Origin of the sequence: Actinomyces graevenitzii C83, from assembly GCF_000239695.1 — a bacterium.
Taxonomy (GTDB): Bacteria; Actinomycetota; Actinomycetes; order Actinomycetales; family Actinomycetaceae; genus Actinomyces; species Actinomyces graevenitzii.
Genome location: NZ_JH470338.1, coordinates 65147 through 81133, shown reverse-complemented (window position 1 = coordinate 81133; position 15987 = coordinate 65147). Strand labels below are relative to the sequence as shown.

Sequence of the window (15987 nt, the reverse complement as noted above, 5' to 3'; positions counted from 1 at the left end):
TACGAGGACGAGGCGAGCATCGGCGCGTTCTACAAGCGCTTCGCAGAGGCCACCATTGACACACCCGAGACCCGCGACCAGCTCTTCGAGTACTTCGTGGATAAGGTATTCATCGGGCGCGAGCAGATCATCATCGCGTCCTATTTCCATGACAGCGCAGCGCCCATCGAGTTCGAGGACCTAGAAGAAGCGCTCACCAGCGGACACAGAGCGGGGGAAGTGCGAACCTACGCTCGAAAGCGAAAGTTCGACACTTCCCCCTCAGGTGGAGATGCGGGGAATCGAACCCCGGTCCGACAGCAATGCAACAGGACTTCTCCGGGTGCAGTTTGCTAAAGAGTTTCTCGGCCTCAGCGTCTCACGCAAACTAGGACGCTTGGAACAGGCTCAGTCGACTAAAAGTCCCTTAATTCCCATCGACAAGGAATTAAAGCAGTGGCTCTCTAAATGACGCCAGTGACCGGGGCGAAAGCAAACCCGGGCTGACGGACTTGGCGACTGGCTCAGGCGGCCAGGGCGAAGTCGGTGCGGTTGTTATTGGCACCTATTGGTTTGAAACAGAGCGTTAACGAGATGACTGCTCATCCTCGACCCGCTTCTACTGAATCCACTACCGTCGTCGAAACCGATCATCCCCTATGTAGTTATCTGCCTACGGCAGGAATTGCATTTTAGCACAGCCTCCCGAAAAGCGCTAGTCCCAGCGGGGTTTGCTAGTGCCGACGACGCCGCCCGCGTCACCTTTCAGCCAGCGCCGCCCGCGTAGCCTCTCAACTAACGCCGCTAGCGCCGTCGCCCACTCCCCCAGCGGCCCTCAGCCCCGGGGTACGAACTGAGCCCACACCCCTCTGTCTGGGGCACGAACTGAGTCTCTCAGCCCTGGCGACGTCGAGCTGCGGCTACCGCCCGAGCAGCCTCGCGCTTATCCTGGGCCTCACGCAAAGCCTGACGCTTATCCCATTCCTGCTTACCGCGCGCTAAAGCTACCTCAACCTTGGCTCGCCCGTTGATGAAATACAGCTCCAACGGCACCACGGTATAGCCCTTGGCCTGGGTTTTAAACGCCCAACGGTCAATTTCGCGACGGTGCATCAGCAAACGCCGCTTGCGGCGTGGAGAGTGGTTGTTCCACGAGCCCTGCGAGTATTCAGGGATGTGCGCGCCCTGCAGCCAAGCTTGGCCGTGGCGGTCAAGCTCAACCCAGGCGTCAACCAGCGACGCGCGCCCCATCCGCAGCGCCTTAACTTCCGTGCCGGTTAGGGCCAGGCCAGCTTCGAGTTTTTCCTCGACGGCGTAGTCGTGTAGGGCCTTCTTGTTGCGGGCAATGGTCTTGTGGGCATCCGAGGCAGCCTTAGCCTTCTGGGCGGCCGTCAGCTTCGGTGCTTTATCCTGCTTAGCCATAAGCGCCTCCAATCGTTGTGTATAAAACAGCCGGACGCATCAGTTTACCCGATACATCCGGCTGTTGCGCGAATTAATTCAGCATCCCGCCAAAGCCCGCCAGTGCGCGGCGAGCCCAGGCGCACACTCGCAGTCCTGCTCGCCAGCGCGCGGCAGGGCAAGCGCTGGGCAGGGCAAGCACGTGCGCCGCATAACCTGCCAAAGCCCGCCAGCGCGAGCTGCGGCTTAGAAACCAGGCAGGCTCATGGGGTCAATGTTGACGCCGTCGCGAGTGACCTCAAAGTGCACGTGGCAGCCGGTGGCGTAACCGGTGGCGCCGGTGTAACCAACCACCTGGCCACGGCTGACGCTGGCCCCATCACCCACGGCGCGCCCAGACATGTGGCATAGGGTGATGTTGTAGGAGTGGCCGTCAATGTAACCGAGGTTGATATCCAAGCCGATACCGCAGGAAACCGAATACCAGTAGGTGGCTACCCCAGCTGCCGGCGCGTATTGGGGCTGGTTACAGTCAGCAGCAAAATCCGTACCGGCGTGGCCTTGGGCGGTGCCGGTAACCGGGTGGATGCGGTAACCAAAGGGACTAGTCACCACCCAGGGCGCGGGGATGGGGTGGCCAATATAGCCGCTGCCTAGCGAGTCAGACCTGGCCGAGCTAGAGGAAGCGTTAGTCATACTGCCGCTAGCTACAGCCTGGGCGTTGGCGGCGTCGATCTTAGCGATCTTGGCTTGGGCGGCGGCCTGGTCCTTGGAAACCTGGTCTAGTTGGGCCTGCAAGCCGGCTTTCTGGGTTTCCAGGTTGGAGGCGGCGGCTGAGGCGGCTGAGGCCCTAGCGGAAACCTCGTTGCGCTTGGTGGCAGCCTGGTTGGCGGCGTCGGTGGCTTCCTGGGCGGCCTTGTCTGCCTGCACCTTCAGGTTGCTGATGCGCTTGGCGACGGCGTCCTGGCGGGCTTTGCGGTTAGCGTCCTTAGCGCGCTGGGCTTCGGCATCAGCCAAAATCGACTCCTGCACACTGGAAGCCACCTGGGTGACGTTAGAGCGCTCAGTCATCTGCGCAACCGAGTCAGACTGCAACACGTAAGAAAGCGTGGTTAGCGAGTTGTCGCCCTGGTAGGTGGAGACCACCAGTGAAGCCACTGCCGCCTTGGAAGCATTGGCTTCCTTGGAGGAGTTAGTGGCCTGCTTGTTTAGCTGCTCCTGCTGGGCCTGGGCGCTAGCCAGCTGGGTGTTTACCTGCTGCTGGGTTTGCAGGGCCTGGGCTTGGATCTGCTGGGCTTTAGCCAACTCAGTTTTAGCCGCAGCCAGCTGGGTGTTGGCGTTTTGGGCATCCAAGTAGGCCTGGCCCAGCTTGGCGTCCACGCCTTCCAACGAGGAGCGCAGCTGCGCTTCTTTCTGGTTGGCGCTGTTTAGCTGAGATTGGGCGTCGTCACGCTCGTCGGCGTGAGCCACCGGCAGGCCGTGACCCACTAGCCCCAGGCTCAGGCTCAAGGTGGCGGCGGCCGCCATCACCAGTGAGCCTGCTTTAGAAAGCGAAAGCTTTTTCATGATTTAGACCTTGGTGTAACGCGAGAGTGAAACCATGGAAGAAATTCCAGCTAGCACAATCGCCCCAAGCATCAAGAACGGCGCTACGGTGAGCACCTCGCGGGTGCCAATGAAGGCCATGGTGATAGACAGGGACTTAGCCAGCCAGTCGTTAATCAGGTAGTGCACACCCAGCAGTAGCACGCCTACCGCCAAGATGGCGCCGGTCAGGGCCGCGAGCATACCTTCAAGCATGAATGGCAGCTGGATGAAGGTGTTGGAGGCACCCACCAAGCGCATGATTGAGGTTTCTTTGCTGCGCGACATGGCCGAAAGTTTAATGGTAGTGATGATCAGCAAGAACGCTGCCACCGCCATCACAATGGCTAGGCCGGCAGCAAACCATGAGGCCCTATCCATCACCTTAAACAGTGGTTCAAGGGTGGCCCGCTGGTCTACCACGCGTTCAACCCCAGCCCTGCCTTGGAACTGCTCAGCCACCACCTGGTACTGCTTGGCGTCAACCAGTTTGACACGGAATGAAACCGGCATCATATCTTCGGTGGCATTGCGGCCAATGGGCGAGTTGCCGTAGGCGGCTTTGAAGTTTTTGAAGGCCTGCGCTTTGGTTTCCATCTGGAAACTCTTTACGTAGGGCTTGAGTGAGTCTGAACGTAGGAAGGAATCTACTGAGGCGATCTGTGCCTGGGTGGCTTCACCGTTGGGGCAGCGTGCCTGCGAGGAGGATGAGGGGCACATAAAGATGGACACCTCAACCTTGTCATACCAGGCCCCTTTCATGGCGCTGATCTGCATCTGTAGCAGTGAGGATGAACCCACAAACAGCAGCGATACGAAAGAAACCAAGATGACGGACACGGTCATAGCCATGTTGCGGCTTAGACCCTGGAAAACCTGGGAGAAAATAAACCTGATACGCATTAAAACTACCTCAGCGGTTGGAGCCGTAGACGCCGCGTGCCTGGTCACGCACCACGTGTCCCTCTTCAAGTTCGATTACGCGCTTGCGCATCTGGTCTACGATTTCGTCGTCGTGGGTGGCCATAACCACGGTGGTTCCTTGGCGGTTAATCCGGTCTAGTAGACGCATGATTCCTACCGAGGTGGAGGGGTCAAGGTTACCGGTGGGCTCATCGGCTAGCAGTAGCTTGGGGCGGTTAACCATGGCGCGGGCGATTGCCACACGCTGCTGTTCACCACCGGAAAGCTCGTGCGGTAGACGCTTTTCCTTACCCTTTAGGCCCACTAGTTCTAGGGCTTCGGGCACGGCTGAGCGAATGTAGTAGCGCGGCTTGCCGATCACCTGCGGGGCGATAGCCACGTTTTCGAGTACGGTCTTGTTTTCCAGGAGTCTAAAGTCCTGGAACACAGTGCCGATTTCGCGGCGCAGCTGGGGTACCTTCCAGGTGGAAACCTGGGATAGGTCGCGGCCAAGTACGTGGATTGAGCCGGAGGTGGGACGCTCTTCACGCAGCACTAGGCGCAGGAAAGTGGATTTACCTGAACCCGAGGCGCCCACTAGGAATACAAATTCCCCCCGTTCGATCTCAATATCAACCTCGTTTAGCGCCGGCCTGGCGCCGCGTTTGTAGACCTTAGAGACTTGGTCGAAACGGATCATAGGGGAGCCCTCCTAAGTATGCATACTCCCTCACCGTACGCGCATAAGGGCGCGTTACCTATTAGTGACACACCCCAGACTAGTCACACTCAGAACTAAATTAGGATTAGCTTATGAGTGAGAAGGCAGTTGACTGTATTGATTTGGGTTCTTGGGCTCGGTTTACCCCCTCTTTGGTTAGTTTTTTAAGTAACGACGTCGACGCCGGCGCTCGCCTAGTGTTTTACGTGGGCCAGCCCTTACTTGAGCCAGATACGCAGCTAACCGCGCCTGGCCTAGCTAATAAGCTGCTACGCCGCAAAGCCAAGATTTCTAGCGATAAGCCAGGGATTGCGGTTTTGGTTAACCAAACTCAGGGCGCACTTAGCTATACGGCTTTAGCTCCGCGCGTAGATGGCCTAGAGCAGCTGCTACTGGGCCCAGCTCACGTTATGCAGCTGGCTTTGCTGGGCTGGGATGCCCAGCCTACTGCCCTGACTTTTAAAACCACTGATGCAGCTAAGCTGGCGGAAATAATCACCCGCTCTCTGCTTGAGGTTTTTAAAGTCTCCCACCCGGCTGATCTTGGCCTAGATCTGGCCTAGCCATATTATGACCAAGCCACATTTGGACTGGTCAAAGCTGTGTTTCTAACCTTTAGCGCAGAACTTGGCCAGTTTCAGCGCAGGCCTTTAGACCAGGGTGTAGTCGGTGCTCCACTGATCTTGTGCCTCCAGGCTGGGGGTCACTAGCTCAGGGCCACCGTTTTGGGAGGCAATAGCAGCAGCCAAGGCCGCGCCCATATCCGGGGAGCTATTGGTACCCGGTACACCCGTGATTTCTGGGGCGTAGGCGGTTTCAGGCCCGTCAGGCCCGCTCATGGTCTCAGGCGCACTGGCAACCCCAGGGATATCTGGCCCACTCATGGTCTCAGGCGCACTGCCAGCCCCGAGAACATCTGGCGCACTGGCAGGCTCTGGCGCGCTCATGGTCTCAGGACCACTCATAGCCTGCGGGCCGCCCAAGGCCTGCGCCCCCCCAGCGCGCTGCGCAGCTAGCTGCGCCTCACCCGAGGCACCAGCCTTGTCGTGGATGATTACCACCTTGGTGTAGTGGGCTTCGCCGCGAGTTAGATCATGGCCGGCGCAGTGCAGGTATAAAACCATTGAGCTAACTCGCTGACCAGAGCGCATCCAGTGGTCCTCCCCCAGCCTGCCGCACAAGATCACCGGGTCGCCTCGCTTAAATGACTGGGATAAGTGCTCAGCTAGGTCTCCCCAAGCCTTGGCGGTAAACCATAAGGTGTCGTAGTTGACCCAGCTGCCAGACACCATTTGCCCATATGAGGCGGCTACACGGAACCGGCAGTAGGGCTTTTTGCCTTCCTGCCTGGTTAGCACTGGGGCGGTAGCCACGGTGCCCTGGACGGTGATTTCAATGGCGCGGTTCATTTACCTCTCCTTTGCGCGCATCGTTTAGTGACGCAACCAGGATCGGCCAAAAAGCAAGCACCCCGCTTGGCCGGTGTGTATAAGCCGCGTGGGGCCAAAAAGTTCCCCACCTGTGCACAAAAGCGGCCTCGCCTGCCCCCGCGCGGCGCCTACCCAAAGCAGGTCTGCCCAAACGGGCCCCCCAGAAACCGCCCAGAACCGGCGCAGAAAAAGCGGCGGCGGCCAACAACAATGCTGGCCGCCGTCGAAGTTAAAACTGGCTCAGGTTTAACTGGCTCAGGTTTACCCCACTAGGCTTGGGTCTTCTCCACTGCCAAAGCTGCACGTAGGCGGTTGTGGCGGGCAAATACTGCCTGCATGGGTTTAACCATGTCGCGGTTAACCAGCTGGTCAACGCGTCCCCTGGCGGCCTCGCGATAAGCAGCAGCTTCCCGGTTAGCGCGGCGCAGGCGCAGCCAGTAGCTGGCCACAGCCGAGAGCAAACCCACGGCCACCAGCGCGTAGCTGGGCACGCCCCCATTCTTAAAGAACATCCAGCCAAACCCGGCCAGTACCGCAATCCAGCCTAGCCACCAGCCCAGCTCAATCAGCAGCTTGCGCGGGCGCGGCAGGGGCACTAGCGCCACCAGGTCAGTCACCCCGGTGACCAGGGCTTCAGGGTCAGAAACCGCGTCCTGCACCGAGTTAACCCAAGCCTGGGGCAGGTAGTCAGTGTTGCGGTGCAGCCAAGTGGATGCCTGGGCGGCCACGCTCACTCGCGAGGGGGCTTCGGGGCGTGCCAAAGAAGGCGGGAAGATTTTACGCAGGCCAGAGGCAATCGAGTCAGCCACTACGCCCACGCCGGCGCTACGCGACATTTGCTCCTGGAAGTCGGAGGTGGCCGGCTCATCTAAGGTGGCCTCACGCTCGGCCACGCTCACCGACAATCGCTTGGCGATAGAGTCCAGCTCAGCTGAAGCAGTGCGGGCAGCGTTAGATTCGCGCTCAGAAACCTGGCGGAACAGCTCACGCACCTGGTCTAGGTTGTCCCCGCGCTTAGCGGATACGGCGATCACGCGCACCTTATCCAGCCCGTCTGCCAGCAGCAGCGCGCGCACATCGTCAATCAGGGCTTGGGTACCGCCCGCAGGTAGGGTGTCGATCTGGTTGATCAGCACCACCATGTCTTCCTGGCGGGCACCTAGGCCGCGCAGGTAGCCCTCATGCAGGGCGGCGTCGGCATATTTTTGCGGGTCCACAACCCAAACCAGCAGGTCAGCTAGGGGCACTAGGCGGTCTACCTGCAGGGCGTGGGCGGTGGTTACCGAGTCATAGTCGGGCACATCCAGCAGCACCAGGCCGTCAAGGTAGTTTTCGTCGTCGCCGTCGAGAATGGACTCGCGCCTAATGCGGCGGTGCGGGTCTACCCCCAAGAAGTCCAGCAGGGCGGTGGCGTCGTCGCCCCAAGTGCAGGCGGCGGCGCGTGAGGTGGTGGGGCGGCGGGCACCCACGTCGGCAAAATCAAGTTTGGTTAGGGCGTTGAACAGGGAGGATTTACCTGAACCGGTGCCCCCGAAAAACGCTGCCACGGTGTGGTCTACGCCCAAAGCTAGACGTTTAGCCACATTATCCATTCCTTGACGGGCAGGAATTACCAAGGAGGCGCTTACCTCGTTGGGGGCCGCGTCTAGGGCGCGGCGCATTTCCTCAAGCCGCCTATCAAGGCTGGCAGCGTCGATCATCAATTCGCTCCAAACAATCCGAAGGGTTTCAGCTCACTGGCACGCAGGCGTAAAGACGCCGCCAACTGCGCGGTAGGAGCCACAGCTACAGCGCTTCCATCAGGCGAAAGCGCGGTCAGTGTCTGTTCTACCTGAGTCCGCAGCTGTGCGCTAGCCAATTCTAATGCGTCTTGTACCTCAAGTCGCGCGGCAGCTTCACGAGCTCGCACCACCCCGGTAACGGCCACCACCAGGAAGTCTTTCAAGGCAGGCGCGGTCAGACCACGCGGCACATGGGTGGGTTCAGCAATGCCCTCGTACCACTTGGCAATAACTTCGGCAGAGGAGCTGGTGCGCGGCTCTACCCCGGCGCCTTCCAGCGTGGCCTGCCCCCAAGCGAATTTAACCTTGGCGATGCCCTCAAGAATGGTGGCTTCTAGGCGGTCGTTTAGGGCCAGACGGCACTCTTGCGAAAGCGTGTCTAGGGCCTGCTGGCGGCGCTTACGTTTGAGCCCAAAGAAACCGTTTTTGAGGGTTTGACCCTGGGCTAGGGTACTTAGCGGCGCGCCGGAGCTAGCTAGGGCCAGCCAGGAGGTGGATACAGCCCCCTGGGCGGCGGTGCCGCGCTCGACATCATCGTTAAATTCGTGGATTACCGAGCCCAGCAGCTGGGCGCAGTTAGTGTCCAGGTTGTGGGCGGCTTGGGATTGCTCGTCGACGGCGTCGGCCAGGCGGCTTAGCTGCTCACGTAGCGAGGCCCATACGGCTCGCCCGGTGCGGCGCAGCAGCCCCTCAGCGCGGTGCTTGCCAGCCAGCAGCTGTAACCAATTACGCAGCTCAGCCACCTGCTCCACAGGCAGTAGGCCCTCGTGGGGGCCGACGTCGCCAACCACGAAGAAGGGGGCCTGGTCTAGCCCCATCTGGGCCAGGCGCTCCATCAGGTCTGTGCGGATCTCATTAAGCACCGGGCCACTGATGCGGTTAAGCACCACCGCGATCTTAGTGTTGCGGGTGTTGGCCAGCTCCAGGGTGTACCAGGGAGTGGCGTCGCCATAGCGCGCCGCCGTGGTTACAAACAGCCACAGGTCTGCCGCCTCCAGCAAGCGCGCCGCCAAGGCCCGGTTGGATTCATGCACCGAGTCCAGGTCACTGGCGTCCACCAGGGCCAAGCCGGCCGGGACGACGTCGGAAGTAACCATGCGCGAAATCTGCGACAGGGGGTGCTTAAGCAGCACCTCTTGATCCTCAGGATTACACACCAGCACCGGGGTTTTGGTGGTGGGGCGCAAAATACCCGCAGCCGATACTTCCGTACCCAAAATTGAGTTGACCAGCGTGGATTTACCGGCGCCGGTGGAGCCACCCACCACCACAATGGCGGGCGTGTCGCCGTCCTCAAGCTGAGGCAGCAAATTGTCACCCACCTGTACCTTCAGGCTGTCACGCAGGGCTACCGCAGAGGGCGCCAGCGCGGAGACAAACGGGAAGGAAAGCTGATCTAAATTTTTGAGTACATCTTGCAGTACATCTATAAGCTGACCGCGGCTGAGGGAGGACACTACAGTAGCGTCGCTGGAGCTAGACGTAACCATAACCACAACTTTACTTTATGTTTGCACGCACATACGCAGAAATTACGGATATATCAAAAGATAAGAAATGGCGCCCCCGGCCGGACTCGAACCGGCAACCTGCGGATTAGAAGGCCGATGCTCTATCCATTGAGCTACGGAGGCTTTGCTTTAAGTTTAAAGCAAAAGCGGCGCAAGGTAAACGCGAGTGTAAACCGGTAAATAATTATGGCAACTAATCACTAACCAGTTAAAAGACATGCGTAATTCACCCCCGCACATAAAATAAAACCCCGGAATTAACCGGGGTCTTAAGCGGGTGGCTGACGGGGCTCGAACCCGCGACCTCCTGGACCACAACCAAGCGCTCTGCCAACTGAGCTACAGCCACCATGTGCATTACCTGCAACAGCAATGAACTTTAGCTGCTTTACCCACCTGTACGCCACTTACGCGACTGTGTATTAGGTCACGCTTTGGTCCAGGAGTGCCCAGAAGCGAGCCGGGCACACTCCAGGGACGCTTCCAAAGCGCCCCGGGCGCGCTGCACAGGCACTCCAAAAACGGCTTAGAAACGTTCAGCAATGCGCGCCAAAGTGGAGTCAGCACTGATTTGGGCCGCAATGGCGCCGTAGTCGCGCTCCCCTTCGCCCTCAAATAGGGCCTGACGGTAGTAGCGCAGCTCATCGATGGAATCAGCAATGTCGCCCAGGGCGCGGTGGTTGCCGGTCTTTTCGGGGGCGTGGCTGTAGGCCTGGGGGTACCAGTGCTTGGCCAGCTCCTTGATGGTGGATACGTCAATGATGCGGTAGTGCAGGTGCTCAATAACCTCAGGCATGTCGCGGGCCAGGAAGTTTTTGTCGTTACCAACGCTGTTTCCGGCCAGCAGGGCGGTGCGCTCTTGGGGCACTAGACGCTTGATGTAGGCCAAAACCTCGGCGGTGGCGGTCTCCATGTCCATAGCCTCCGGCCCGGCTAGCTGCTCTAGCAGCCCCGAGTGGGTGTGCATGTTACGCACAAAGTCATTCATCTGCTCTAGGGCTTGCTGGCTGGGTTTAATCAGCAGGTCAATGCCCTTATCTAGGGGCTGTAGCTGGTAGTCGGTGACGATTACGGCCACCTCGATTAGGGCGTCGTCAACTAGGCTCAGCCCAGTCATTTCACAGTCGATCCAAACCAGCGGATCGTGCATCAGGCTCTCTTTACTCACGTAGGTAAGTGTACGCAGGCGCCGGCGCGGGGGTTAGTTTTCGATACAACTGTGCCCTAGCAGCTAGCTCGGCCCGGTGGGGCTGGGTAGTTGCTAGGGCACATTCGGCGCACCGCCGGCTTAGGCGCGTGGCCTAGGGCACACCTTAGACTCGCGTCCTGCCGTTTTTAGGGCCGACGGCGCCTGGCCCGTTTTACCGGGCCGTTGCGCGGCCGTCGGTTAGTTGCCTTGGGCCTTAGTAGCGCGCTCGATGGCGTCTTGCAGTCGCTTTTGGGCATCGCCGTAAGCGCTCCAGTCGCCACGCTTCATGGCGTCGTTGGAGTCCTGCATGGCCTTCTTAGCGTCCGACAGGGCCTGGCTCAGCGCCGGGTTATTGCCGCCAGCTGGGTTGGTGCCGGTAGCCGGGGTGGTGGCCGTCGACGCCGTCGGGCTAGACGACGTCGGGCTGGCAGAGGCGCTCGGAGCCGCAGAGGCCCCAGGCGAGGCAGCGGGCTGCTTATTGGTGTTATTGGCGGCGCCGTTATCACCGTTTACGATCTGCTCACCGGTCTTAGCGCCGGAGTCTCCCCCGAACACCTGATCCAGGGCACCGTTAAGGGTGTCAGCGAAGCCAACCTTTTCACCAAAGAGCACCAGCACCTTACGCAGCAGCGGATATTGCGTGCCCGAGGAGGACTGCACATAAACCGGTTGCACGTACAGCAGGCCGCCACCCACCGGCAGCGTCAGCAAGTTACCGCGCAACACCTGCGAGGACTGCTGGGCCAGCAAGTTCAAGGTTTGCGACACGTTAGCGTCAGAGGAGAACTTGTTTTGTACCTGGCCAGGTCCCGACACATTCGATGAACGTGGCAGTTCCAGCAACCTGATCTTGCCGTAGTTGGGGTTACGCACCCCGGCTTTACCGCTGGAGGTTTCTGAATCCACCGCAATAAATCCGGTCAGCACGTTACGGTCAGTGGTACCGCCAATGATGTAGACGCTGGAGAGGGAGAAGGAAGCCTTTTCCTGTCCGGGCATCTTCAAGGTCAGGTAGTAGGGTGCCTGTGCCCCGGCGTCGCGGCGAGTGGGGTCGTCAGGAACCTTCCAGAAGTCACCACCGGAGTAAAACTCATCGGCGCTACGCACGTGGTAGCGGGCCATAACCGTGCGCTGCAGTTTGAACAGGTCTTCGGGGTAACGCATGTGGGCCATCAGGTCCGCGCTCATCTTGCTCATGGACGTAACCGAACCCGGGAACACTTTGCTCCAAGCCTTAACAATGGGGTCTTTTTGATCCCATTCGTACAGGGTCACTGAGCCGTCATAGGCGTCTACCACGGCCTTAACCGAGTTACGCACATAGTTGGCCTTGTCGGTGTCGGCCCCCACCAGCGAGGAGGAGCCAGAGCGGGCGTCAGCGGTGGCGTCCTTGAGGGACTCGTGGGCGGCGTAGGGGTAGTTGTTGGAGGTGGTGTAACCATCCAAAATCCACACTACGCGCTTGGGAGTCTTGGGGTCGCCGTCGGTGTCAACTACCGCCGGGTAGGGGTGAGCGTCCAGGGTGAGCCAGGGGGCCACCTTCTGCACGCGCGTGGCCGGGTCACGCACGTAAAGAATCTGGGACTTGGCGCCAACTTCCTTAGAGAACAAGATGTTCATTTCCCGGAATTTGACGGCGTACATGAACTTGTTGAAGGGGTTACCCACATTTGGGCCGCCATTACCGGTGAAGGTGGTGTTTACCTGGCCGGCTTTAGTGGAGTCGTCAGGATAGTCCAGTTCACGCTTGGCATTGCCGGTGCCGCCCACAATGGAGTAGTTGGGAGACTGCTGCCCAAAGTAAATGCGCGGCTCGTAAACCCCCAGGTCACCGGTGGAGGGAATACCGCCCTCCCAGAAGGAGGGGTAACCGCCGCTGGCTACGGTATTGCCGTAGGCACTGACGACGCCGTAGCCGTGGGTGTAGACGGTGTGGTCATTAACCCAGGTGTGCTGGTCCTGGCTAAGACCGGCCAGGTTCAATTCACGCACCGCAATAACCGTGTCACGGCTGGTGCCCGAGACCTGGTAGCGGTCAACGTTTAGCTGCGAAGAGAAGTTGTAGTACTGGCGGTTTTGCTGCAACTGGCGGAAAGTGGGGGTAACCAGGCTGGGGTCAAGCAAACGGATCGAAGCGGTAGATTCGGCGTCAGCCTTAAGCTGGCCGGCACTGGCGTCAGTCTTGGCGTTATAGGCGGTGATTTCGGTTTTATCTAGGCCGTAAGCAGCCAAGGTGGCGTCAATATTGCGTTGAATATAGGGCGCCTCGCTGCGCTGGGCGTTGGGGTCAACCACAAACTTTTGCACTACCGCCGGATACACCGAGCCGATCACCAGTGAAGAAACCACCATAACCACCACACCAGTGATCGGCAGTTTCCAGGATTTCATCCAAATTGAGGCAATAAACAGCACCGCAATTACCACACTAATAGCTGCCAAAATGGTTTTAGCTGGAATATTGGCGTGCACATCAGTGTAGGTGGCGCCGTCGAAACGGCCACTTGCATCAAAAAGCAAACTGTAGCGTTGCAGCCAGAAATTAACGGCCTGGGTTAGGCAGTAAATAGCCGCAAAAATAGTTAGCTGCACGCGCGCTGCACGGGTGATCTTAAAACGTGGAGCTAAAGTAATTCCGCCGTAAAGGTAGTGTGTTCCCAGGCTAAAAATAGCGGCAGTAATCGTAATTGAAACCAGTAATCTAATCAGCGTACGCAGCAGCGGCAAAATAAAGATATAGAAGGATACATCCAGGCCCCACTGCGGGTCTTTAACCCCAAAAGCTGAGGAGTTAAAAGCCAGCAGGATTTCACGCCAATGCGGCATGGCTTGGGTAAAGCCCACAAACAGGCCCACCCCCAGGGGTACCAGCCAGGTTAGGGTGCGGCGCATGGGTTCAATGGCCTTCTGGTAGACCTCCATGCCACGGTCGTCAGGGTTGGGCACGCGTAGCGGCCGGGCGCGATAGGCAAAACGCATAGACAGCCACACTGCCAGGGCTGTTAGTAGCCCCATGGTCAGGGCCATCAGCGCAGAGGCGATCCACTGGGTCCACAGCACGCGCGCAAAACCAAGCTGGTTGAACCACAAAATGTCGGTCCACACTTGGGAAAACCCGGTAACCGCAATAGCTGCAATAAACAGGATCGAGATAGTTATAGGCAAAGCACCCGTGCGTTTGCGTGTAGGGGTTGAGGATGGCTTGCCCTTTTTGGGCCGGCTTTGACCCTCCCGGCCAGATTCACTCACCTTGTGTCTCCTTCGTGTTTGGGTTCACTAAGACTAATGGTTACATATGTGCCGCTTAAGTTGTTAGTAGCCTCGCTTTAGGCGTGCGTGAGGCTTAAAGAATGTAAGAATTTACCTATGACTAGCAACGAAAGTCCTTCAGCGGCTCATTTTGCCCTTGCCCGCGCAGTTGTGGAGCTCGAAGAGCATGTCAGCACGCGCGGCTGGGATGGGCCTACCAGCGTGTTTGCGTTGGTGCGTACCGCCGACGCACTGGCTAATGACCCTTCCCTAGCCCAGCTACTGCCTGCCCAGGTGGTGCAAGATGCCCAGCAAGACCCGCAGTTATTGATGAGCATTGAGCAAGATGGCTTGCCTGAGGCCGTTGATTTGGAGGATCTGCTGGGCCAGTTGGCTTGGCCGGCTGAGGTTGATGGGGCGGCGCTAAGTGTTGAGCGCTCGGTTTTGCCCCCGCAGGCTGAGCAGGCTGCTAGCGCAATTAGCGACGACGACGAACGCCTGGCTTTCCTAGCCAACCACCCTGAGCGTGAGGATGTGCGCATGGTGGTGGGCGTGCTGCGCGGAGGCGAATCCTGGTGCGCTTTGCGTATGCGTTCGCATGATGAGCCCACCCAGGTAGTTCAGGGCAGCGACCTAGTACCGGGACTGGTCGCCGCCCTGAAAGCTACTTTGGTTTAGTTTTGCCGCCCGCTGGACTGGCTGGCCCCGCTGGACTGGCCGGCCCCGCTGGACTGGCCGAGCGCGTGGGCTGTCGGGATGCTCAGTTGTTAGAGCCGCCCTGAGTGCCGGGCTCGTCGTCCTTGTCGTCCTTGTCGGAGTTGGCGGCGTCGCCCTGATAACCCAGGGTGCCGTCAAGCAAACTGGCCAGATCGGCGTCGATATCCGCTTCCATCTGGGCCTGAGCTGCGCGCATAGCCAGGAACTGCTCGGGCTTGTCTAGCTCGTCAGCGCGCGGGGTCAGGTCTGGGTGGGCCCACAGCGCGTCACGCTCACTTACCCCCACCTCGGCGCCGATACGCTGCCACAGTTGGGATGCTTCGCGGGCGCGGCGCGGACTGATTTCCAGCCCCATCAGCTCGTGGAGCACCTTCTGGGAGCCGCCGCTAATACGACGACGGCGCATCATTTCCTGCAGGGCCACCGCATGCGGCAGTTGGGCTACACAGGCCTGGAAGGTGACGGTCTCTACCCAGCCTTCAATGACTGCCAGCAAGGTTTGCAGCTTTTCTAGGGCTGCCACCTGCGCCGGGGAGGCGGTGGTGAACATGTCTGAGGCGTTTAGTGCGCCCTGCACGGCCTGGGGGTCAGTAGGATCGATGCCGCTGACGGCCTCTTCAATACCTGCCGTGTCAACGGAGATTTCGCGGCTGTAGGTTTCTACCGCACCTAGCACGGCCCCGCGTAGCCAGGGCACGCGCGCATAGAGGCGCTCAGTGGCGGCTTCACGCACCGCCAGGTACATGCGCACCTCATCCTCGGGCACGTCCAAATCCTTAGCAAACTCAGCCACGCCGGCGGGCAAAATGGCGGCGTCGGCACTAGCTAGCAGCGGCAAACCCATGTCGGCAGCGGAGATAGCACCCTTAGCTACCTGGCCCACGGCATAACCCACCTGCATGGCGCAGGCAGCTTTAGACATGTTGCCTACCAGGGAGCTGATGGCGTCAATCTGCTCGCTCATGCCCGACATTTCTTCAGGCAGGTCAGCGATCTGGGCGCGCATGGCGGCGCTTAGCGCATTGGTGATGGCCTTGGCTACCGGCTCGCATACGCGCTGCCAGCCCGGCCAGGTGGCCTCAATCCACTTGTCGCGGCTCCAGGCTTCACGTTTACCTGCGGCGGGAGCAAAATCGGTGACACTGTCTAGCCATAGGTCGGCCACGGTTAAGGCTTGGCGCACCTGTTCAGCCTGGGCGGCGGTAATAACTGCTTCACTTTCCAGCTGGCGCTTGGCTACATTCTTGCCAGATTCCCAGTTGACCTCGCCGTCGGAGGTGCCCGAGAACATCATCTGCATGAAACCAGCCATTTGGGCTTGGGCTGCAGCCATCTGTTCGGGCGAGAACTGCTGGCCAAGCTGGGAGAAGTCGATGCCGGTGACGCCACTGTCTTTCATCGACTGGGCTAGTTCACGCGCGCCCGCCTCCCCCAGCATGGGGGTAAACATGGCCACGAGCTGTTCAAACTCTTTGTCGTCCATGGTGGGCCTTTCGTACGTAGTTCGTTACATGCTCTACAA

At 59.4% G+C, this 15987-nt stretch carries 12 protein-coding genes, 2 tRNA genes and 1 other RNA gene; 2 read left to right on the top strand and 13 right to left on the bottom strand.

The window, feature by feature from the left end; translation table 11 throughout:
* Positions 1–263: 263 nt before the first annotated feature.
* The 5 genes from ssrA to ftsE form a co-directional block, all read right to left on the bottom strand.
* Positions 264–637: a transfer-messenger RNA gene (ssrA, locus tag HMPREF0045_RS09865) on the bottom strand.
* A 236-nt stretch (positions 638–873) separates the two neighbouring features.
* Positions 874–1401 (bottom strand): SsrA-binding protein SmpB, encoded by a 528-nt coding sequence (smpB, locus tag HMPREF0045_RS00360; protein ID WP_005984419.1) that lies wholly within the window; start codon positions 1399–1401, stop codon positions 874–876.
* A gap of 225 nt (positions 1402–1626) precedes the next feature.
* The gene (locus tag HMPREF0045_RS00355; protein WP_005984418.1) at positions 1627–2946 is read right to left on the bottom strand and encodes a peptidoglycan DD-metalloendopeptidase family protein; all 1320 of its coding nucleotides are present in this window, start codon (positions 2944–2946) and stop codon (positions 1627–1629) included.
* 3 nt (positions 2947–2949) lie between these two features.
* Positions 2950–3867, bottom strand: coding sequence for a permease-like cell division protein FtsX (gene ftsX / locus HMPREF0045_RS00350; protein ID WP_005984417.1), 918 nt, complete (start codon positions 3865–3867; stop codon positions 2950–2952).
* 10 nt (positions 3868–3877) lie between these two features.
* Entirely contained in the window at positions 3878–4567 is a 690-nt protein-coding gene (gene ftsE / locus HMPREF0045_RS00345) for a cell division ATP-binding protein FtsE (protein WP_005984416.1), read from the bottom strand.
* A 113-nt stretch (positions 4568–4680) separates the two neighbouring features.
* On the opposite strand from ftsE, the gene HMPREF0045_RS09465 reads away from it, so the two are divergent.
* Positions 4681–5151, top strand: a complete 471-nt coding sequence (locus tag HMPREF0045_RS09465) for a hypothetical protein (RefSeq protein WP_005984415.1) — start codon at positions 4681–4683, stop codon at positions 5149–5151.
* Between the two features lie 87 nt (positions 5152–5238).
* On the opposite strand, the gene HMPREF0045_RS09460 is transcribed toward HMPREF0045_RS09465, so the two are convergent.
* From HMPREF0045_RS09460 to HMPREF0045_RS00305, 7 genes are all read right to left on the bottom strand, one after another.
* The gene (locus HMPREF0045_RS09460) at positions 5239–5997 is read right to left on the bottom strand and encodes a single-stranded DNA-binding protein (protein WP_005984414.1); all 759 of its coding nucleotides are present in this window, start codon (positions 5995–5997) and stop codon (positions 5239–5241) included.
* Positions 5998–6287: 290 nt separating this feature from the next.
* Complete coding sequence (locus HMPREF0045_RS00330) at positions 6288–7718, bottom strand: GTPase (protein ID WP_005984413.1); 1431 nt, start codon at positions 7716–7718, stop codon at positions 6288–6290.
* Positions 7718–9289: a GTPase domain-containing protein gene (locus HMPREF0045_RS00325; protein ID WP_005984412.1), complete on the bottom strand. Its 1572-nt coding sequence runs from the start codon at positions 9287–9289 to the stop codon at positions 7718–7720. The genes HMPREF0045_RS00330 and HMPREF0045_RS00325 overlap by 1 nt, the downstream gene beginning before the upstream one ends.
* A gap of 68 nt (positions 9290–9357) precedes the next feature.
* Positions 9358–9433: transfer RNA gene (locus HMPREF0045_RS00320), tRNA-Arg, on the bottom strand.
* A 153-nt stretch (positions 9434–9586) separates the two neighbouring features.
* Positions 9587–9659 (bottom strand) — tRNA-His (locus HMPREF0045_RS00315).
* Positions 9660–9836: 177 nt separating this feature from the next.
* Positions 9837–10460 carry an oligoribonuclease gene (orn, locus tag HMPREF0045_RS00310; protein WP_005984410.1) on the bottom strand — a complete coding sequence of 208 codons (624 nt, stop codon included), beginning with the start codon at positions 10458–10460 and terminating at the stop codon, positions 9837–9839.
* A 237-nt stretch (positions 10461–10697) separates the two neighbouring features.
* Positions 10698–13748: a UPF0182 family membrane protein gene (locus tag HMPREF0045_RS00305; protein WP_005984408.1), complete on the bottom strand. Its 3051-nt coding sequence runs from the start codon at positions 13746–13748 to the stop codon at positions 10698–10700.
* A 117-nt stretch (positions 13749–13865) separates the two neighbouring features.
* Here HMPREF0045_RS00305 and HMPREF0045_RS00300 point away from each other — a divergent pair, with 117 nt between their 5' ends.
* Complete coding sequence (locus tag HMPREF0045_RS00300; RefSeq protein WP_005984406.1) at positions 13866–14426, top strand: PPA1309 family protein; 561 nt, start codon at positions 13866–13868, stop codon at positions 14424–14426.
* A gap of 82 nt (positions 14427–14508) precedes the next feature.
* On the opposite strand, the gene HMPREF0045_RS00295 is transcribed toward HMPREF0045_RS00300, so the two are convergent.
* Entirely contained in the window at positions 14509–15948 is a 1440-nt protein-coding gene (locus HMPREF0045_RS00295; protein WP_005984405.1) for a zinc-dependent metalloprotease, read from the bottom strand.
* Between the last annotated feature and the right edge of the window lie 39 nt (positions 15949–15987).